The following is a 20,058-nucleotide window of genomic DNA, read 5'->3' on the forward strand; positions in this document are numbered from 1 at the left end:
AGCACTTGGACGTGTTGAGTGCTAACAGTCTGTCCGCAGACGAGTTGGAGACAGGAGGAGTGCAGTGAGCGAGGTCCGGAGGCTGGAAGTGCTCCGCGCCATTGTCGAAGACTATGTGCACTCGCGCGAGCCGGTGGGCTCCAAGGCACTGGTCGACCGGCACAGCCTGGGCGTGTCGTCAGCCACCATCCGCAACGACATGGCGGCGCTGGAAGAAGACGGGTTGATCGTTGCCCCGCACACCAGTGCCGGCCGGATTCCCACGGACAAGGGCTACCGCCTGTTCGTGGACCGGATTTCGGACGTCAAGCCGCTCTCTGCCCCCGAGCGCCGCGCCATCCAGAAACTGCTGGACGGCGCCGACGACCTCGACGATGTCATGGAACGCACCGTGCGTTTGCTGTCCCAGCTGACCAATCAGGTGGCCGTGATCCAGTATCCGCAGCTGGGTGCCGCCAGGGTGCGGCACATCGAGTTCATCTTGCTGGGTCCGCGCAGGGTCCTGGCGGTGCTGATCGCGGACAACGGCAAAGTGGAACAGCATGTCGCGGCGCTTCCCGCGGACGTCACCGAGGATGCGCTGGCCACGCTGCGCGCCGCGTTCCTGTCCGCGCTGTCCGGGAAACCGCTGGCGGCAGTGCCGGGTTTGCTGAAGACCTTCCCGGTGCCGGCGGAGACCGCGCCCGCGGGCACGGCCGAGGCCTTGGCATCGCAGCTTGCACAGCTTGCCGCGGCCACGAACGAGGAGCGGATCCTGATGGCCGGCACGGCCAACCTGGCCCGTTCCACCGTCGACTTCCAGCTGAGCATCGGCCCCATCCTCGAGGCCCTCGAAGAACAGGTGGTGCTGCTGCAGTTGCTCTCCGAGCTGCACCAGGACGCCCGAGGCATGTCGGTGAGCATCGGCAGTGAAAACCCCTACGGTTCGCTGGCCGAAACCTCCGTGGTGGCCACCGGGTACGGCCCGGGCGCGACGGCGAAGGTCGGCATCCTCGGCCCCACCCGGATGGACTATCCCACCACCATGGCCGCAGTGCGCGCCGTCGCACGTTATTTGTCACGGATCCTCGCCGGCTAGCCACACGCCGCGCAGTGTCCGCACCGGCCGTCGTCGCCGGTGAACCGATCCCCAGGAAGTGAAGTACTACTAAGGTGAGTAACCACTACGACGCCCTCGGTGTCAGCCAAGACGCCTCGACCGAGGAAATCAAGAAGGCCTACCGCAAACTGGCCCGCAAACTGCACCCGGACGTGAACCCCGGCCCGGAGGCAGCCGAACAGTTCAAGCAGGTCAGCCACGCCTACGAGGTGCTGTCGGACCCGCAGAAGCGGCGCATCTACGACACCACCGGCAACGAGAACGGCACCGACAACGGCTTCGGCGGCGGCTTCTCCGGGTCCGGCTTCGCCTTCCAGGACATCTTCGAAAGCTTCTTCGGCGGCGCCGGAGCAGGCGGCGCCGGCCCGGCCTCCCGGACCCGCCGGGGCCAGGACGCCCTGATCAACGTGCGGATCGACCTCAAGGACGCGGTCTTCGGGGTCAACAAGAAGATCGAGGTGGACACCGCCGTCGTCTGCCCCACCTGCGACGGCAGCTGCTGCCGCCCCGGTACCAGCCCGCGCACGTGCGACATCTGCGGCGGCTCCGGCCAGGTCCAGCGTGCGGTGCGGTCCATCCTGGGCCAGGTCATGACCACTGCCGCGTGCGGCAGCTGCCAGGGCTTCGGCACGATCATTCCCGATCCCTGCAACGAGTGCAACGGCGAGGGCCGCGTCCGCAGCCGCCGTTCGCTGACCATCAAGCTCCCGGCGGGTGTCGGGACCGGAACGCGGATCCAGCTGGCCGGCCAGGGCGAAGCCGGCCCGGCGGGCGGCCCGCAGGGTGACCTGTATGTGGAAATCCGGGTGAATCCGGACAAGAATTTCCTCCGCGAGGGCGACGACCTGCACGTCACTCTCTCGGTGCCGATGACCGCTGCCGCGCTGGGCACCGACCTCACCCTGGACACCTTCGACGGTGAACAGGAAATCAGCATCAAGCCCGGCACGCAGGCGGGCGAGACCCTCACCCTGCGCGGCCTGGGCGTGACGCACCTGCGCGGCTACGGTCGCGGCGACCTACAGGTGCACGTGCATGTGGAGACCCCCAGCAAGCTGGATGCGGAGCAGGAGGACCTGCTGCGCCGGCTGGCCCGGGCCCGCGGCGAGGAATACACCGAGGGCAAGCTGGCGTCCTCCGGCACGGGCGTCTTCGCCCGCCTGCGGGACCGGCTCGGTAACCTTTAGGCGTGACCAGCCACCTGTTCTTCACCGCTCCCGGCGAGCTCGACGCCGTCGCCCCGGGCGACAGCTTCACCCTGGGCGGCGACGAGGCGCGGCACGCCGTCACGGTCAAGCGGATCGAGCCCGGCGAAGCCGTCGATCTGGCCGACGGGCGGGGCCGCCGGCTGGTCGGCGAGGCCGTTGCCGGCACCTCCGGCCAGCTCACCGTCCGGGCACTGCAGGTCCTGCACGAGCCCAGGCCCGACCCGGAGTTGGTGCTGGTGCAGGCCCTGGCCAAGGGGAACCGCGACGAACTTGCCATCGAGGCAGCCACCGAACTGGGCGTCGATGCCGTGGTGCCGTGGCAGGCCGAACGCAGCATCGTGCGCTGGAAGGCGGACAAGGCGGCCAAGGGCGCGGCGAAATGGCAGCTGGCGGTCCGGGCGGCCGCCAAGCAGTCGCGGCGGGCGCGTGTTCCGGAGGTGGAGCAGCTGGTGGAACGGGCCGGGCTGTGTGCCCTGATCCGGGACAGCCGGCTGTCGCTGCTGCTGCATGAGGACGCCGAGCGCAGCGTGGCCGACGCCCTGGAGGGCGCCGGGTTGCGTGCGGGCCCATCCCCCGGGGAGCGCGGCGGAAACGACGACGGCGGTGCCTCACCCGAAGGGCGTACCGGCGGCGCGGCGCGCGTGCTGATGATTGTGGGTCCGGAAGGCGGGATGAGCCGGGCCGAAGTGGACGCGATGCTAGACGCCGGGGCGGTGGCCGTTCGGCTGGGTCCGCACGTCCTGCGTTCCTCCACGGCCGGACCCGCGGCCCTGACCTTGCTCAGCGAGTTGCTGGGCCGCTGGCGCTGACCGGGCGGGCAGAACTGCCTAGGTGACGGTGAAGACCTTGCTGTCCACATTCTGCCGTTCTTCGGTCCGCCCACCCTGGTCCTTCTGGAACACGTACAGCCGGTAGGTGCCCGGATCCAGCTTTTGGCTGAACCTGAACTCGCCGATCTGGCCGGCGTCTGCATCAACGCGCGCCGTGCCGTCCTTGACCAGTTCGCCTTCGGACGTGTCCGCGGAGTCGGCAATGCGGTAGATCTGCCAGCTCAGCTCCGATTCGAACGCGACGCCGCGGCCGAACACCTCCACGCGTCCGGCGGAGGTGGCACCTTCGGCCGGATCGATGATCCACACCGGGGCCGCCAGGCTGCTGTTCCGGGCCATGGGCTCGCCCAGCGGCACATGGCCAAAGGCTTTATACCCGTGGTGCCCGTCCACGAGGATGACCACTTCCAGCGGATTGTCCGACGTGCTCAGCCCGGCGTTGGCCGCCGCGGCCGTGGCGGTGTAGACCAGTTGCTGCACGGCCCGTTCGGCGATGCCGGCATCCACGCGGCGGCTGAAGGCGTCCGAGGAGATGTCCAGCGTGATGACCGAACCGTTGGTGATGGAAGCGCCCACCTTGCCCGCCGGGCTGAGCGGATTGAAGTAGTCCGGATCGAGGGGCTGCAGCCGCGTCAGCGCGGCCACCGCCGTCGTAATGGGGTCACCCAGGTTTTCCGCCTGGCGGTACTCGCGGTACAGGAACACGTTCTCGGCGTTGGTGCCCAGCCAATAGATGGGGGAGAGCTCCGAGGAGCGCAGGGTCTCGACCGGCACGCTGGAAACCAGGGGGCTGCTGGCCGAAGCGGGGTCGGTGGGATTGGGCATGGAGGTCTGTCCGCCGCCGCCACCGCCGGCGGCCTGCGGCGAGCATCCGAGCAGCACCAGCGACGAGGCAGTGACCAGGGCCAACCACGCACCGAAGCGGCGGGTTGGGACCGGGCCTGCAGGCTGCCGGAGCTGGTTGCTGGAGATGCTTTCGATCCCTTCTGGCGTGCGGAATGACTGGGCGGAGGTGGGGCGGGAACGGGCGGCTGCCGCCCTTCCTGCCCCACTAGCTTGGCACACGGTGGGGGGGCTGATGGCTGCTTTAACCAGCGCTCAACCGGACTGATGCACGATTGATGCAGGATCGATACCAAGGCGTTTTTCGTCCCCGCAGAGGACTGCGCGGCGGCTCGTGCCGTAGCATGGACTTGTACCGTCAGCACCGGATCCGTTCCGGCTTACCGCTAGCAAGCGCCCACCGAAGGAGCGATGAAAGGCCACATCGGCCGGACTATGTCCCAATCACGCCTGGATGTCGATCCGCTGGGATCAAGCAGCCGTTCCGTCCATTTCGATTCGTCGGAACACATGGTCAGGGCGCTCGGTGCCCACGACGAGGTGCTGCGGGTCATCGAGTCGGAGTTCAGCGATGTGGACCTGCATGTACGCGGCAACGAACTTTCCATCTCCGGCCCCGCCGACGCGGTGCAGCTCACGCTCAATGTGGTGGAAGAGATCCGCGCCCTGGCTGCGAAGGACACGAGGATCACCGCGCAGGTGGTCGCCCAGTTGCTGCGCATGCTCGGCGAACAGTCGGCGCAGCGGCCGGCCGAGGTCCTGACGCTGAACATCCTCTCCTCGCGCGGCCGCAACATCAGGCCGAAAACCCTGAACCAGAAGAACTACGTCGAAGCCATCGACAACCACACCGTGGTGTTCGGCATCGGCCCGGCGGGCACCGGCAAGACCTACCTGGCGATGGCCAAGGCGGTCCAGGCCCTGCAGCACAAAGAGGTCAACCGCATCATCCTGACCCGTCCCGCCGTCGAGGCGGGGGAGCGGCTGGGCTTCCTGCCGGGCACGCTCAGCGACAAGATCGACCCGTACCTGCGCCCGCTCTACGACGCCCTGCACGACATGATGGACCCGGAGTCGATTCCGCGCCTGATGGCCGCGGGCACCATTGAGGTGGCGCCACTGGCCTACATGCGCGGGCGCACGCTCAACGATGCGTTCATCATCTTGGACGAGGCGCAGAACACCACTCCCGAACAGATGAAGATGTTCCTCACCCGGCTGGGCTTCGGTTCCAAGATGGTGGTGACCGGCGACGTGACGCAGATTGACCTGCCCGGCGGCACCAGCTCGGGCCTGAAGATCGTCAGCGAAATACTCGACGGGGTGGAGGATGTCCGCTTCTCCCAGCTGGACGCCACGGACGTGGTCCGCCACCGGCTGGTCAGCGACATTGTGACGGCATACAGCCGCTGGGACGAGTCCCGCCGCGGCGGTACCGGACATGGCGGTGGCGGCCGCGGCGATGGCGCCCGCGGGCCGCGCCGCTCGCCCGCGGCCAGGCGGACGACGGAAGCGGAAGCCGGCCCGGAGGGTGGAGCATGAGCATCGAGGTCAACAACGAATCAGCCGTCCCCGCCAACGAGGAAGAGTTGGTGCGGCTGGCACGGTTCGTGCTGGATTCGCTCTACGTCCATCCCGAAGCGGAGCTGTCCATCATCATGGTGGACACCGAAGCGATGGAGCGGCTGCACATCGAGTGGATGGACGAGCCGGGCGCTACCGACGTGCTGTCCTTCCCGATGGACGAGCTGCGTCCCGGTACCGCGATGAAGCCGGGCGCGCCCGGCGTGCTGGGCGACATCGTGATCTGCCCGCAGGTAGCGCAGGAGCAGGCGAAGAAGGCCGGGCACGGCCTGTTGGACGAAATGTTGCTGCTGACCACGCACGGCATCCTGCATCTGCTCGGCTTCGACCACGCCGAGCCGGCCGAGAAGGAAGAAATGTTCGGCCTGCAGCGCCAGCTGCTGTCGTCCTTCACGGGCAAGGCAGCCCCCACCGAAACCACCCTGTAGAGACCGGCGATGCTCTGGATACTGGCCGGCATGACGCTGGCTTTCACGCTCTTCGCCGGGGTGCTGACCGCCGCCGAGGCCGCCTTCACCTACCTGCCGCGGCACGACGCCGAAAACCTGCTGCGTTCCGGGCGCAGCCGCAGCCTGCGCCTCATCCTGGCCTCGCCGGCGGCACACATGCACGGGCTGCGGTTTTGGCGCGTCTGGTTCGAGATGGCCGCCGCCGTCGCCATCGCGCTGCTGTTCCACGATCTGCTGGACAACATCTGGCTGGCCGGCCTGCTCGCCACCGTCACCATGGCCGCCGTCGGGTTCGTGCTGGTCGGGGTTTCTCCGCGGCAACTGGGCCGGATGCACGCCAGCGCCGTCGTGCTGTCCACCGCATTGCCGGTCCGGCTGCTGTGCTCGGTGCTCGGTCCGGTGCCCCAATGGCTGGTCCGTGTGGGCAGCGCGGTGGCCCCGAACGCGCCGCGCGCCGACGCCGCCTTCTTCACCGAGGAGGAGTTCCGCGAGCTGGTGGACCGGGCCAACGAATCAGACATGATCGAGGACACCGAGGCGGAACTGATCCACTCGGTCTTCGAGCTGGGCGACACCAAGGTCCGGTCGGTGATGGTGCCGCGCACGGACATGCTCAGCATCGACTCCGGCTCCACGCTGCAGGAGGCCATGACGCTGTTCCTGCAGTCCGGCTATTCGCGGATCCCGGTGATCATGGACACCGCGGACCAGATCCGCGGCATCGTCTACCTGAAGGACGTGGCCGCCCGGCTCCACGGCCGGGCCGACCACGGCGCCGGCATGCTGGTGGACCAGATCTGCCGCGAGGTCCGCTACGTTCCCGAGTCCAAGTCGGTCGGCGAGCTGCTGCAGGAGATGCAGCGCGAGTCCACGCACGTGGCCATCGTGATCGACGAATACGGCGGCACCGCCGGCTTGGTCACGCTGGAGGACCTCATCGAGGAGATTGTCGGCGAGATCGTCGACGAATACGACACCGAGCGCCCGGAAATCGAGGCGCTGCCGGACGGCCTGTACCGGGTCAGCGCCCGCACCGGCATCGACGACGTCGGCGAGCTGTTCAACTTGGAGCTGGACGACGAAGAGGTGGACACCGTCGGCGGACTGCTGGCGAAGAGCCTCGGCCGGGTGCCGATCGTCGGCAGCGAAGTAGTGCTGGACGGCCTGCATCTGCGTGCCGAACGGCTGGAGGGGCGGCGCAACCGCGTCAGCCACGTCCTGGCCTGGTATGAAACGCCCGCCCGGGACCAATACGCTAACGACGACGACGGCGCTGCCGCCGCCGATGACCCCGCCCGCATGCCCGGGACGGAGAGGGAACGATGACCAACCCCGAAAACGCCACCGGCGAAAACAGCACCGACAAGGCCATGGCCATGCCCTCCAGCGGCTGGCCGGAGGACTACCGCGCCGGTTTCGTGTCGCTGGTCGGCCGCCCGAACGCGGGCAAGTCGACCCTGACCAACGCGCTGGTCGGGCAGAAGGTGGCCATCACCTCCGCCAAACCGCAGACCACCCGGCATACCATCCGCGGCATCGTGCACCGGCCGGACGCCCAGCTGGTGCTGGTGGACACGCCCGGCCTGCACCGGCCCCGGACCCTGCTGGGGCAACGGCTGAACGACCTGGTGGCGGACACGCTTTCGGAAGTGGACGCGATCGGCTTCTGCCTGCCGGCCAACGAGAAGATCGGCCCCGGCGACCGCTTCATTGCCAACCAGCTGGCCGCCCTGTCCGGCAAGCCCGTGGTGGCACTGGTGACCAAGACCGACCTGATGGACAAGCAGGCGCTGGCCGAGCAGCTGCTGGCGGTGGCGGCGCTGGGCGAGGAGATTTTCGGCCCGGACGGTTTCGCCGACATCGTGCCGGTCTCCGCCGCCAAGGGGGACCAGGTACAGACCGTCGCCGATGTGCTGGTCCAGCAGATGCCGCTGTCGCCGCCGCTCTATCCCGACGGCGAGCTCACGGACGAGCCGGAAGCCGTCATGGTGGCCGAACTGGTCCGGGAGGCGGCGCTGGAGGGCGTGCGCGACGAACTGCCCCACTCGTTGGCCGTGGTGGTCGAGGAGATCGTGCCGCGCGAAGGCCGCAGCGCCGACAACCCGCTGCTGGATGTCCGGGTGAACCTCTTCGTGGAACGTCCGTCGCAGAAGGCCATCATCATCGGCAAGGGCGGGGAGAGGCTCCGTGACGTCGGCACCCGTGCACGCAAGGGGATCGAGGGCCTGCTGGGCACCCGCGTCTACCTGGATCTGCACGTGAAAATCGCCAAGGACTGGCAACGCGACCCCAAGCAACTGGTGCGGCTCGGTTTCTGAGCCGCGGGGGCAGCAGGGAACTTTCCCCGGCTGCAACCCGTAGAATACTTAGCGGCCAGTGATTGGGCTGGCCGCGTCTTTTCATCTGACTTACAACCGTGCAGAGGGGTATCCCGTGGCTCATCGCGGCAGTTTCGGTGATGACCCGCAGACCCCGACGGAACAGCCGCCGGCCGGGCAGGCTCGCGCGGGGCAATCCCCGGCCGGTCCGGGCACGCCGCGGCGGCAACCCAACCCCAGGCACATGGGCCGGGGACCCAGGCTGCTGTGGCTCAAGGTCGTGGCCGGCGCCCTGGCGCTGGCCCTGGCGGCGGGTGTCGGCGTCGTCGTGTACAAAATCGTGGGCCTGCGCGACAGCATCGCCACCTCGCCGCTGAACCTGGGCACCGGCGCCCCGGGGCTTCCGGTGGACCTGAGCCGCGATCCGGTGCAGATCCTCATCCTGGGAACCGACACACGGGTGGGCAGCGACGGCCGCTACGGCTCGGACGGCCCCTCCGCCGGCTTCGGCAAATCGGACGTGATGATGCTGATGAACATGTCCGCGGACCGCGAGCGGGTCACCGTGGTCAGCCTGCCGCGCGACCTGCTCACCACCATCCCCACCTGCACCGATCCGGAGACCGGCGAGGTCTATCCGGAGCAGCAGGATGCCCAGCTCAATGCCGCCCTGACCTATGGCGGCCCCGGCTGCACCGTGGCAGCCGTCAACGAGATGACCGGCCTGGAGATCGACCACTTCATGATGGCCGACTTCAACGCGGTCAAGGAGCTCTCCACGGTGATCGGCGGAGTGGAAGTCTGCGTCAACGAGCCCATCAACGACAGCTACTCGAAGCTGCGGCTGCCGGCCGGTGTGAGCACCGTGCAGGGCGAGCAGGCGCTGGCGTTCCTGCGCACCCGGCACTCCTTCGGCGACGGCGGAGACCGCGGCCGGATCCGTGCGCAACAGAGCTTCCTGGCCTCCATGGCCCGCAAGGTCCAGTCCGAAGGCACGCTGACCAACGTGCCCCGCCTCTACTCCATTGCCGAGGCCGTGGTCAACAACCTCACGGTGGACGAAGGCCTGGCGGAGGTTCCCCGGCTGCTGGCCCTGGCGGACCGGGTCAAGGGCGTGGACCTGGGGAAGGTCGCGTTCGTCGCGCTGCCCACGCAGAGCGCCCCGATGGACGAGAACCGCCTGGTCCTGGACGAGGAGCCGGGCCAGGCCCTGTTCCAGATCCTGCGCGAGGACGGCGACGTCACCGCACCGGAGGTCAACACCGCGGGGACGCCGCCCGACCCGACGGCCACCGGCGAAGCCGGCGGGGAGCCCACGGCCGGTGCCGGAGAGGGCGGGACCCCGTCCCCGAAGGAAACCGACGACGGCGGGGCGACGGCCGGCGCGACGACGGCGCCCGGCGAGGACCCGACGGCCGGCGTGCCGTCCTTCGACCCGGCCGAGCAGCCCGTCAAGGTGATCAACGCCTCCGGTGCGGCCGGCCGCGACGAGGAGCTCTCCGAACAGCTGCAGGCGCTGGGCTACCTGCTGGCGGCCCCGGGCGACGCCGGCTCCGAACGCACCACCACGCAGCTGTACTATTCGGCCGGATTCGAACACGTGGCCCTCGCCCTTGCGGAAGAGCTGAACGTCCCCCGGGCCAACGTCCTCGCCTCCGGCGACCACTACGGCGTCGCGCTTTCGGTCGGCCGGGACTTCACCAGCGGCGCGCAGCTGGCGGAGACCGGCGGTGTGGCCGGCGGCTTCAAGGGCCAGACCGCCGACCAGGTCACCTGCCAGCAGCCCGGCGCCTTCTAGCGGCCGCTACCAGATCCTGACGCGCTCGGCCCGGGAGAGCCACAGCCCGTCGCCGGGAGCGGTACCGAACGCCTCGTGGAACGCGTCCAGGTTGCGCACCACCTGGTTGCAGCGGAATTCGTTCGGGGCATGCGGGTCGATCGCCAGCCGGCGCGCCGCCTCCTCGGAACGGATTTTCTGGCGCCAGCACTCGGCCCAGGAGTAGAAGAACCGCTGGCTGCCGCTCAGCCCGTCGACCACCGGGGCTTCCCGGCCCGCCAGGCTCAGCTGGTACGCACGGTACGCGATGGCCAGCCCGCCCAAGTCGCCGATGTTCTCGCCCAGGGTGAGTTCGCCGTTGACCGTGTTGCCGGGAGCCTCCGCGGGGCTGAGCGCGGCGTACTGGGCCACCAGTTGGCCGGTGAGCTGCTCGAAGGCGGCCCGGTCTTCGTCGGACCACCAGTTCCGCAGCGCACCGGTGCCGTCGTACTGCGATCCCTTGTCGTCGAAGCCGTGGCCGATCTCGTGGCCGATGACCGCCCCGATGGCGCCGTAGTTGGCAGCGGCATCGGCGTCGGCGTCGAAGAAGGGCGGCTGCAGGATCGCTGCGGGGAAGACGATCTCGTTCATGGTCGGCATGTAGTAGGCGTTGACCGTCTGCGGCGTCATGTGCCATTCGGCCTCGTCGATGGGCCCGCCCAGCTTCGCGAGGTTCCGGCGGACCTCGAACTCGTTGGAGGCCAGGACGTTGGACCAGACATCGTCCCCGGGCACGAAGCTGGAGTAGTCGATCCACTTCTCCGGGTAGCCGATCTTGGTGCGGAACGCGGCCAGCTTCTCCAGGGCTTTCCCGATCGTGGCGCTGCTGAGCCAAGGCAGGGCCGAAATGCTCTCCCGGTAGGCGGCCAGCAGGTTGGCGACCAGTTCCTCCATCCGTTCCTTGTGCGCCGGCGGAAAGTGGCGCGCCACGTATTCCTGTCCGATGGCTTCCCCGAGGGCGCCCTCCACCAGGGCCACGCCGCGCTTCCACCGCTCCTTGAGTTCCGGGGTGCCGCTGAGGGTGCGGCCGTAGAAGCCGAAGTGGGTCTGGACCGCTTCGTCGTGAAGATAGGGCGCCGCCGTCGTCAGCACCTGGAGCCGCAGCCAGGCCTGCCAGGCCTCCAGCGGCTCGCTCTCCAGCAGGGCGTCCAGCGTGCTGAGGAACCCGGGCTGGCAGACCACCATCTCGGCCGCGCCGCCGGCTTCGGGGCCCAGCGCCGCGAGCCATTCCGGCATCCAGTCCGCGATGGTTGCCACCTGCCCGGCGGTGCGCAGGTTGTAGGTCTGCTGCGGGTCGCGGCAGGAGACCTTGTCCAGGTGCCCGGCCGCCAGCTTGTGCTCCAGGTCCAGTGCGGCGTCCGCCTGCACCGGATCGAAGCCGGCCAACCGCAGCATCTTCCCGGCGTATTCCCGGTAGGCCTCGCGGATGGGGCCGAAATCGTCTTCGCGGTAGTACGCCTCGTCCGGCAGGCCCAGCCCCGCCTGGTACAGGTAGATCAAGTAGCGGGTGGGGTCGCCGGCGTCGTTGTTGACGAAGAACGCGAGCGGATACGCGGCGCCGCTGCGGCTGAAGGCTCCGATGACCTCGCGCAGCCCTTCCCGGTCGGAGATTTTCGCGATCGCGGCGAACTGCTCCGCCAGCGGCGAGAAGCCCTTGGCCTCGGCCGCGTCGGTGTCCATGAAACCGGCGTAGAGTACGCCGATCTTTCCCGCCGGACTGGTGGGATCCGGGTGTGTGGCGGCGTCTTCGATGATGGCCCGAACGGATTCTTCGGAGGCGTCGCGCAGGGCGGTGAAGGAGCCTTCCAGCGCCCGGTCGTCGGGGATGGCGGTCTCCGCAAGCCACTTCCCGTTCACGTGCCGGAAGAGGTCGTCCTGCGGGCGGACGGCCGGGTCGACGTTGGACAACACGATGCCGGAGCGGCTCATGGGCGCCTCATTTCATAGTTGCTTTCATCTTTTCCCTCACATCCTACGCACCGTGCTAGTGTGAAATTGTGCGCGCAGGAATGCTCCTTCTTAGCTGCCGCGGCGAGGCCACGCGAACTTCTGTTTGACAGGCCGAACCCTCGCTGCGGAGTTTGTGTTGCCCGGCCAAAATTTTTCGATTAGCTCTCATGAGAAAAGGCCACACACCAAAATGCGAAACGCACAGAAGTCCTCCGGAATGCCCATCCATAAGTACATTCCCTTCCAGGACCAGATCGCCGTAGAACTGCCCGACCGCACCTGGCCGGACAAGGTGATGACGAAGGCCCCGCGCTGGTGCGCGGTGGACCTGCGCGACGGCAACCAGGCGCTGATCGATCCGATGAGCCCGGAACGCAAGCACAAGATGTTCGACCTGCTGGTGAAAATGGGCTACAAGGAGATCGAAGTCGGTTTCCCGTCCGCGTCGCAGACCGACTTCGACTTTGTCCGCCAGCTGATCGAGGGCGACCGGATCCCCGATGATGTGACGATCCAGGTTCTCACGCAGTCCCGCGAGCACCTGATCGAGCGCACCTACGAGTCCATCGCCGGCGCCGGCCGCGCCATCGTGCACCTGTACAACTCCACCTCCGTGCTGCAGCGGCGGGTGGTGTTCCGCGAGGACCAGGACGGCATCGTGGACATCGCCCTGCAGGGCGCCCGGTTGTGCCGAAAGTACGAAGAGGGCCTGAAGGGCACCGAGATCACCTACGAATACTCGCCCGAGTCCTACACCGGCACGGAGCTGGAATTCGCCGCCCGCATCTGCAACGCCGTCACCGACGTCTTCGAGATCTCCGCGGACCGGAACGTCATCTTGAACCTGCCGGCCACGGTGGAGATGGCGACCCCGAATGTCTACGCCGATTCCATCGAGTGGATGTCGCGGAACCTGAACAACCGTGAGAACGTGATCCTCTCGCTGCACCCGCACAACGACCGCGGTACCGGGGTGGCAGCGGCGGAACTGGGCTACCTGGCCGGCGCCGACCGGATCGAGGGCTGCCTGTTCGGCAACGGGGAGCGGACCGGCAACGTGGACCTGGTGACGTTGGGGCTGAACCTGTTCAGCCAGGGTATCGATCCGATGATCGATTTCTCCAACATCGACGAAGTGCGCCGCACCGTCGAATACTGCAACCAGCTGCCGGTGCCCGAACGCTCCCCGTACGGCGGCGACCTGGTTTTCACCGCGTTCTCCGGCTCCCACCAGGACGCCATCAAGAAGGGCTTCGAGGCCATGGAGGCCGACGCGGCCGCCCAGGGCAAGACGGTGGACGACCTGGTCTGGGCGGTGCCCTACCTGCCGGTCGATCCCAAGGACCTGGGCCGCAGCTATGAAGCCGTCATCCGGGTGAACTCGCAGTCCGGCAAGGGCGGCGTGGCCTACCTGCTCAAGCATGAGCACAACCTGGACCTGCCGCGTCGCGCCCAGATCGAGTTCTCGGGCGTGATCCAGCGCCGCACGGACACCGTGGGCGGCGAGGTCAGCCCGGCGCAGCTGTGGGAAACCTTCAACGACGAGTACCTGCCGACCCCGGACAACCGGTGGGGCCACTACACCCTGGGATCGGTCAAGACCGACAGCGCCGACGACGGTTCGTTCCAACTGACGGCCACCATGGGCGTGGACGGCGTCCAGAGCCGCCGCACGGCCGAAGGCAACGGCCCGATCGCCGCGCTGCTGGAGATCTTCCGGCAGGACGGCGTGGATGTCCGGGTACTGGACTACACCGAGCACGCGCTCTCCGAGGGCGGCAACGCCCGGGCCGCGGCCTACGTCGAGTGCGCCGTGGGCGACCGGGTGCTGTGGGGCATAGGCATCGACACCAACACCACCATGGCCTCGCTGAAGGCCGTGGTGTCGGCGGTGAACCGCGCCATTCGCGACGAGGGCGCCAAGAACTCCGGTTCGCTCTAGGAAACCGTTCAGCGGGCTTCCCTGCCGTACGCCGGAGGGAAGCCCGCTTTAGTGGGAGAATGGAACGGTGTCCAACAGATCGTTCGCCTCCCGCACCTACCGGGACCAGGGCGTCATCCTGCGGACCCACAAACTCGGCGAGGCCGACCGGATCATCACGCTGCTGACCAAACAGCACGGCCAGATCCGGGCGGTTGCCAAGGGCGTCCGCCGCACCAGCAGCAAGTTCGGCGCCGTGCTGGAACCCTTCATGGTCGCGGATCTGCAGCTGGTCTCCGGCCGGAGCCTGGACATCGTCACGCAGGCCCAGATGATCGGGCCGTACGGCCGGGACATCGCCGCCGACTACACCAAGTACACCTCCGCCGCCGCCATCTGCGAGACGGCGGAAAAACTCACCGACGTCGACGGCGAATCAGCAGGAGCGCAGTACGGGCTGGTCATCGGCGCGCTCTCGGCGCTCAGCCGCAGCGTGCACGCGCCCGAGCTGATCCTTGATTCCTACCTGCTGCGGGCCTTGGCGACGGCGGGCTGGGCCCCCAGCTTCGACGAGTGCGCCCGGTGCGGCGCGCAGGGCCCGCATACCGCCTTCGCGGCCCCGCTGGGCGGCGCGGTGTGCCACGACTGCCGTCCGCCCGGATCGGCCTCGCCCGCACCGGAGACGATGCAGTTGCTGGCGGCCCTGCTCTCGGGCGACTGGCCGGCAGCGGACGCCTCCGCCGCCGGTCCGCGCCGTGAGGCCGCCGGCCTGGTGGCCAGTTACCTGCAGTGGCACCTTGAACGAACCCTGAAATCCCTCAAGCACGTGGAGCGAGTGTGACCCCTAAATCCCGGCAACCGCAGCAGCCATGGCCGCACCCCTCCGGCGCCAGACCGCCCGCCCTTCCGCCGGCGCTGGTCCCGGAACACGTGGCCATCGTGATGGATGGCAACGGCCGCTGGGCGAACCAGCGCGGGCTGCCGCGCACCGAGGGGCACCGTGCCGGGGAAGCGGCGCTGCTGGACGTGATGGCCGGTGCGATCGAAATCGGCGTCAAACACGTGAGCGTGTACGCCTTTTCCACCGAGAACTGGAAGCGGTCCCCGGAAGAGGTCCGCTTCCTGATGGGCTTCAGCCGGGATGTGCTGCGCCGCCAGCGCGACCAGCTGGACGAATGGGGCGTGCGCATCCGTTGGTCCGGCCGCCGGCCCCGGCTGTGGAAGTCGGTGGTCAACGAACTGGAGGTCGCCGAGCGCCAGACGGCCGGCAACGCCACCTGCACGCTGACCATGTGCGTGAACTACGGGGGGAGGGCGGAAATTGCCGACGCCGCCGCCGCCATCGCCGCCGACGTCGCCGCCGGCCGGCTGCGGGCGTCGTCGGTCTCGGAGAAGACCGTGCAGCGCTACCTTGACGAGCCGGACCTGCCCGACGTCGACCTGTTCCTGCGCACGTCGGGGGAGCAGCGCTTCTCCAACTTCATGCTCTGGCAGTCCGCGTACGCGGAGATGGTGTTCATGGATACCCTCTGGCCGGACGTGGACCGCCGCACGCTCTGGGAAGCCATCGACATCTATGCCCGCCGCGACCGGCGGTACGGGGGCGCGGTGGACGCCGCCGCGGTCGGCGGGGCCTAGCCCTAAGGTTGCTGAGTGCCCGTGAGGTCCTCGGTCCGGTCGTCCTGCAACACGTACGCCTGGGCCCAGCGCTGCAGCCGGGCGTAGGCGTCCCGGCGCACGTCTGCCCGGGACAGGAACACATCGTGCAGGGCGTCCTGCACCTGCTCGATGGACACGCTGTATCCCAGCCGGACCGCCCGCTCGGTCATGGTGCGGATGTCCAGCACCACGTCCGTGCTCCTCATGTCCTCGTGCCAGACCGAGCCGTTCATACTGCGCGTCGAAGACATCACCAGTACCGGGATCTCGAGCTTGAGGCCCTTGGCGACCTTCGACTGTCCGTCCCAGATGGCGCTGAGCCACCCGGCGCGCACGGGGAAGGACTCCGGCGGCCGCAGCTTCGGGTCCAGGTCCCATTCGCCGTCGGCGGTGCTGCTGATGCTGCGGTAGTAAAAGCCGCGGACCGGCAACTTGATCTCGGTTTCCGGCTTCAGCCGGGACAACGGCTCCAGCACCGCGCCCGCGGCGCGGCGGACCAGGGAGCTGCCGTGCATTTCCAGCCAGGGACTGTTCAGGACCAGGGCGCGCAGCTCGCCCGGATGTTCCGCCGCCCACAGGGACGCCACCAGTCCGCCGGTGGAGTGTCCCATCAGCGTGACCTTCGTTTCCTCCTGCCCCCGTTCCTCACGGATCAGGTCCAGCGCCAGCGAAATCTCGTCCTCGTACTGGCGCAGGTCGGTCACAAAGCCGGCCGGGTCGCCCTTTTGCAGGCTGCGTCCGTGGTGGTGCAAGTCCAGCGCAAAGAACGCCACACCCTGGCGGTGCCAGAACTCCGCCAGTTCCGTATTGAAGAAATAGTCGCTCCAACCGTGCACGTACAGGACGGCGTGCCCGCCGGGGGAGCGCTGCGGGGAGTGGGGCAGGTAGCGGATCAGCGTCGCCCGCTGCTCCCGCCCGCCGGGGGCCGGCACCTGCAGGACCGTGGACTCGAACTCCGGACCGAGTATGTCTTCCTGCCAGTCGGCTGCCATCGCCACGGTGGTCCTTCCTCTCTGTCCGGTCGCTGCCCCCATGTTATCGCCGGGTGGACACGGTTTGGTGCGGCGGCCTCCGCACGGAAAACTAGGACCATGCGCCTCTACCCAGCCTTCTTCCGCGCCGCGTTCTCCTGGATGGACGCCGAGCGTGCACACCGAATCGGTTTCCAGCTCATCCGCGCCGCGCACAGGTGTGGGGCCGGGGCAGTGCTGCGCCGCGTCACCCGCCCGGATCCGTCGCTGGCGACCGAGGCACTCGGCCTGACCTTTCCCTCACCGTTCGGCCTGGCAGCCGGCTTCGACAAGGAAGGTCACGGCATCGAAGCGCTGGCCGACCTGGGCTTCGGCGCGGTGGAGGTCGGCACCATCACCGGGAGCGCGCAGCCGGGCAACGCGCAGCCCCGGCTGTTCCGGCTGATCGAGGACCGCGCCGTGATCAACCGGATGGGCTTCAATAACGACGGGGCAGCGGCCGTCGCGCCCCGGATCGCCGCGGCCCGGCGCGGCCTCGCCGCCAAATACGGCACGCTCCGGCCCGTCATCGGCGTCAACATCGGCAAGACCAAGGTGGTGGAACTGGACGACGCCACCGAGGACTACCTGAAGAGCACCCGGCTGTTGGCCCGGTCCGCGGACTACCTCGTGGTCAACGTGTCGTCGCCGAACACGCCCGGGCTGCGGCTGCTGCAGAACGTGGACACGCTGCGTCCGCTGCTGCAGGCAGTGGGGGAGACCGCCGATTCCGTGGCCGGCCGCCACGTCCCGTTGCTGGTGAAGATCGCCCCGGACCTCAGCGACGAGGACATCGACGACGTCGCCCGGCTGGCGCTGGAACTGAACCTGGACGGCATCATCGCCACCAACACGACGGTTTCCCGCGACGGCCTGGTCTCGGACGAAACCAAGATCGCGGCCTGCGGTGAAGGCGGCCTCTCCGGTGCCCCGTTGAAGGAGCGCTCCCTCGACGTGCTGCGCCGGTTGCGCAACGCCGTCGGGGACGACCTGGCGCTGGTATCCGTCGGCGGTGTCGAGACGGCCGACGAGGTGCAGCGGCGGCTGGACGCCGGCGCCACCCTGGTGCAGGGCTACACGGCCTTCCTCTACGAGGGACCCTTTTGGGCCGGCCGCATCAACCGCGACCTGGCCAAGCGCCGGCGCTGAACCGCCCGGCCCGGGCGCCGTGCGCGGCCCCGGCCGGGGCCGGCGGGCATGCAAAAGGGTCGGGAGCCGCGTTGCTCCCGACCCTTCGGACGCTCCCGTCCCGGCGGAATCAGCCGGGGTATTCGCCGCGCTTGACCTGCGGCTTCGGCAGGCGCATCCGGCGCAGCTGCAGCCCGCGCATGACGCCGTACCAGACTGCCCCGCGCTCCACGTCGCCAAACTTGGCGGCCAGGCGCTTCTTGAGCTGCCGGCCGAGGATGAAGGCGTCGATGGCCACCAGCGCCAGCAGCACCCAAAAGCCGACCAGGATGAAGGCCTGGACGTTGAGGTCGCGGACAAAGCTGAGGAGCACGAAGATGAGGGCGAAGACGATCAGGAATTCGCCCAGCACCCAGCGGGCGTCCACGAAGTCGCGGACGAATCTCTTCTGTGGGCCCTTGTCGCGCAGCGGCAGATAGCGCTCGTCGCCGGTGTTCATGGCCTCGCGCATCTTCAGCCGCTGATCCGCCATGGCGGTGCGGTTGGCCTCTTTGGCGGCCTTGCGGTCGTTCGGGACCAGGGGGCGCTTGCGCGCGGCTTCCTGGTCCTTTCGCCGGGGCGTGGGCGAGCCTTTGCCGTTCCGCGGCTGCTGGGCGTCGTTGGCCTGGTCGATGATTTCCTGGGGCGTGGGAGCCTCTTTTTTACGTCCGAACACCAGTCAAGAATACCGGACGGCGTGCGGCCATTGTCCCCGTTTGGACCCGCGCCGCGGGGGCAGCCATTGCGGCATCGTCGCGGCGGAGCCCGGGCGATAGGGTGTCGGCTATGACCAATGTGAACGTAGACGAACTTGCGGCCGCGGTAGACGTCGGCATGGGGCGCACCATCTCCTCGTTGGAACAGCTGGTTGCCATTCCGGGGATCGCCTGGCCGGCCTTTGATCCGGATGACCTGGCGCGCAGCGCGGACGCCGTGGCCGGCATGGTCCGGGAGCTGGGCCTGGAGGACGTGCAGATCCTCAGCGTGGCAAACGGCGAGGCCAACGGGGGCCCCGCGGTCGTGGCCCGCCGCCCGGCCGCCGCCGGCAAGCCGACCGTCCTGCTCTATGCCCACCACGACGTGCAGCCGCCGGGAGACCCGGCGCTCTGGCGGACGGAACCGTTCAAGGCCACGGAGATCGACGGCCGCCTCTATGGACGCGGAACTGCGGACGACAAGGCCGGGATCATGGTCCATCTGGCCTCGTTGCGGGCGTTGCTGGAGGTCGTCGGTGACGATTTCGGGGTCGGCATCACGTTGTTCATCGAGGGGGAGGAGGAGGCCGGTTCGCCCAGCTTCCGCCCGTTCCTTGAAACACACCGCGAACTGCTGCGGGCAGACGCCATCATCGTTGCCGACTCCAGCAACTGGAAGGTCGGGATCCCGGCCCTGACCACGAGCCTGCGGGGCCTGGTGGACGGCACCGTGGAGCTGCGCGTGCTGGAACACGCCGTCCATTCGGGCATGTTCGGCGGGCCGCTGCTGGATGCCCCCACGCTGCTTTCCCGGCTGATCGCCACCTTCCATGACGACGACGGGTCCGTCGCCATCAAGGGCCTCGTTTCGGCTCCGGCCGCCGCAGTGGACTATCCGGAAGCGGACTTCCGCCGCGATTCGTCGGTGCTCGAGTCCGTGCAGCTTGCCGGCACCGGCAGCATTGCCGACCGGCTCTGGAACAAGCCGGCCCTGTCGGTGATCGGCTTCGACGCTCCCAGCGTTGAACTCGCGTCCAACACCTTGATCCCCGCCGCCCGCGCGAAGATCAGCCTGCGGCTGGCGCCGGGACAGGACCCGGACCAGGCGATGGAAGCGGTGGCCGCGCACGTGGCCGCCCACGCGCCCTTCGGCGCCGCCGCCACCTTCGTGCCGGGCGAACGCGGCCACGCGTTCGCCACCGACACCTCCGCGCCGGCGGCCCAGGCGGCGTTGTGGGCACTGGAACAGGCCTGGGGCACGCGCCCGGTGGAGGCGGGCATGGGCGGGTCCATCCCGTTCATCGCCGACCTCACGGAGATCTATCCGGAGGCCCAGATCCTGATCACCGGCGTCGAAGACCCAGACTCGCGGGCACATTCGGCCAATGAGTCGCTGCATCTGGGGGACTTCCGCAACGCGGTCCTGGCCCAGGCCCTGCTGCTGGCACGGCTGAACACCGAGGGACTCTGAGGCTTGTTCGGGGCTATGCCGAGGCGGGGGAGAGTTAT

General features: G+C 68.5%; 17 protein-coding genes. 13 read left to right on the forward strand and 4 right to left on the reverse strand.

The annotated features are described in order from the left end of the window. Positions 1 to 64 precede the first annotated feature (64 nt). The 3 genes from hrcA (at position 65) to AC5RUK_RS02810 (ending at position 3,116) form a co-directional block, all read left to right on the forward strand. Positions 65 to 1,078, forward strand: coding sequence for a heat-inducible transcriptional repressor HrcA (hrcA, locus tag AC5RUK_RS02800; protein WP_493987161.1), 1,014 nt, complete (start codon positions 65 to 67; stop codon positions 1,076 to 1,078). A gap of 74 nt (positions 1,079 to 1,152) precedes the next feature. Beyond that, positions 1,153 to 2,286 (forward strand): molecular chaperone DnaJ, encoded by a 1,134-nt coding sequence (dnaJ, locus tag AC5RUK_RS02805; RefSeq protein WP_493987162.1) that lies wholly within the window; start codon positions 1,153 to 1,155, stop codon positions 2,284 to 2,286. Positions 2,287 to 2,288: 2 nt separating this feature from the next. Next, positions 2,289 to 3,116 (forward strand): 16S rRNA (uracil(1498)-N(3))-methyltransferase, encoded by an 828-nt coding sequence (locus tag AC5RUK_RS02810; protein WP_494151324.1) that lies wholly within the window; start codon positions 2,289 to 2,291, stop codon positions 3,114 to 3,116. Between the two features lie 18 nt (positions 3,117 to 3,134). Here the strand turns inward: AC5RUK_RS02810 and AC5RUK_RS02815 are convergent, their stop codons facing one another. Continuing rightward, positions 3,135 to 4,046 (reverse strand): GerMN domain-containing protein, encoded by a 912-nt coding sequence (locus AC5RUK_RS02815; RefSeq protein ID WP_493987164.1) that lies wholly within the window; start codon positions 4,044 to 4,046, stop codon positions 3,135 to 3,137. A 369-nt stretch (positions 4,047 to 4,415) separates the two neighbouring features. Between AC5RUK_RS02815 and AC5RUK_RS02820 the strand changes: the two genes are divergently transcribed. The 5 genes from AC5RUK_RS02820 (at position 4,416) to AC5RUK_RS02840 (ending at position 10,129) form a co-directional block, all read left to right on the forward strand. Further along, entirely contained in the window at positions 4,416 to 5,522 is a 1,107-nt protein-coding gene (locus AC5RUK_RS02820) for a PhoH family protein (protein ID WP_494151531.1), read from the forward strand. Further along, positions 5,519 to 5,992, forward strand: coding sequence for an rRNA maturation RNase YbeY (gene ybeY / locus AC5RUK_RS02825; RefSeq protein ID WP_494151325.1), 474 nt, complete (start codon positions 5,519 to 5,521; stop codon positions 5,990 to 5,992). The genes AC5RUK_RS02820 and ybeY overlap by 4 nt, the downstream gene beginning before the upstream one ends. A gap of 9 nt (positions 5,993 to 6,001) precedes the next feature. Further along, positions 6,002 to 7,339: a hemolysin family protein gene (locus AC5RUK_RS02830; protein ID WP_494108940.1), complete on the forward strand. Its 1,338-nt coding sequence runs from the start codon at positions 6,002 to 6,004 to the stop codon at positions 7,337 to 7,339. Positions 7,340 to 7,383: 44 nt separating this feature from the next. Next, entirely contained in the window at positions 7,384 to 8,331 is a 948-nt protein-coding gene (gene era, locus AC5RUK_RS02835; protein WP_493987531.1) for a GTPase Era, read from the forward strand. Positions 8,332 to 8,575: 244 nt separating this feature from the next. Continuing rightward, positions 8,576 to 10,129, forward strand: a complete 1,554-nt coding sequence (locus tag AC5RUK_RS02840; RefSeq protein WP_494151326.1) for an LCP family protein — start codon at positions 8,576 to 8,578, stop codon at positions 10,127 to 10,129. Positions 10,130 to 10,135: 6 nt separating this feature from the next. On the opposite strand, the gene AC5RUK_RS02845 is transcribed toward AC5RUK_RS02840, so the two are convergent. Then, positions 10,136 to 12,076, reverse strand: coding sequence for a M13 family metallopeptidase (locus AC5RUK_RS02845; RefSeq protein ID WP_494151327.1), 1,941 nt, complete (start codon positions 12,074 to 12,076; stop codon positions 10,136 to 10,138). A 211-nt stretch (positions 12,077 to 12,287) separates the two neighbouring features. On the opposite strand from AC5RUK_RS02845, the gene leuA reads away from it, so the two are divergent. The 3 genes from leuA to AC5RUK_RS02860 all read left to right on the forward strand — a co-directional run bounded on the left by leuA (position 12,288) and on the right by AC5RUK_RS02860 (position 15,656). Further along, the gene (leuA, locus tag AC5RUK_RS02850) at positions 12,288 to 14,039 is read left to right on the forward strand and encodes a 2-isopropylmalate synthase (protein WP_493987170.1); all 1,752 of its coding nucleotides are present in this window, start codon (positions 12,288 to 12,290) and stop codon (positions 14,037 to 14,039) included. A 67-nt stretch (positions 14,040 to 14,106) separates the two neighbouring features. Continuing rightward, on the forward strand, positions 14,107 to 14,859 hold the full coding sequence (recO, locus tag AC5RUK_RS02855) for a DNA repair protein RecO (RefSeq protein ID WP_493987171.1): 753 nt from the start codon (positions 14,107 to 14,109) through the stop codon (positions 14,857 to 14,859). Beyond that, positions 14,856 to 15,656 carry an isoprenyl transferase gene (locus AC5RUK_RS02860; protein WP_494151328.1) on the forward strand — a complete coding sequence of 267 codons (801 nt, stop codon included), beginning with the start codon at positions 14,856 to 14,858 and terminating at the stop codon, positions 15,654 to 15,656. The genes recO and AC5RUK_RS02860 overlap by 4 nt, the downstream gene beginning before the upstream one ends. A gap of 2 nt (positions 15,657 to 15,658) precedes the next feature. On the opposite strand, the gene AC5RUK_RS02865 is transcribed toward AC5RUK_RS02860, so the two are convergent. Further along, positions 15,659 to 16,669, reverse strand: a complete 1,011-nt coding sequence (locus AC5RUK_RS02865) for an alpha/beta hydrolase (RefSeq protein ID WP_493987532.1) — start codon at positions 16,667 to 16,669, stop codon at positions 15,659 to 15,661. 99 nt (positions 16,670 to 16,768) lie between these two features. Between AC5RUK_RS02865 and AC5RUK_RS02870 the strand changes: the two genes are divergently transcribed. Then, positions 16,769 to 17,836, forward strand: a complete 1,068-nt coding sequence (locus AC5RUK_RS02870) for a quinone-dependent dihydroorotate dehydrogenase (protein ID WP_493987173.1) — start codon at positions 16,769 to 16,771, stop codon at positions 17,834 to 17,836. A gap of 109 nt (positions 17,837 to 17,945) precedes the next feature. Here the strand turns inward: AC5RUK_RS02870 and AC5RUK_RS02875 are convergent, their stop codons facing one another. After that, a complete protein-coding gene (locus AC5RUK_RS02875) occupies positions 17,946 to 18,530 on the reverse strand; it encodes a DUF3043 domain-containing protein (protein WP_493987174.1) in 585 nt (194 codons plus the stop codon). 110 nt (positions 18,531 to 18,640) lie between these two features. Between AC5RUK_RS02875 and AC5RUK_RS02880 the strand changes: the two genes are divergently transcribed. Then, positions 18,641 to 20,020, forward strand: coding sequence for a M20/M25/M40 family metallo-hydrolase (locus AC5RUK_RS02880; RefSeq protein WP_494108945.1), 1,380 nt, complete (start codon positions 18,641 to 18,643; stop codon positions 20,018 to 20,020). Positions 20,021 to 20,058 lie beyond the last annotated feature (38 nt).

Source organism: Arthrobacter sp. Y3223065 (genome assembly GCF_059090885.1).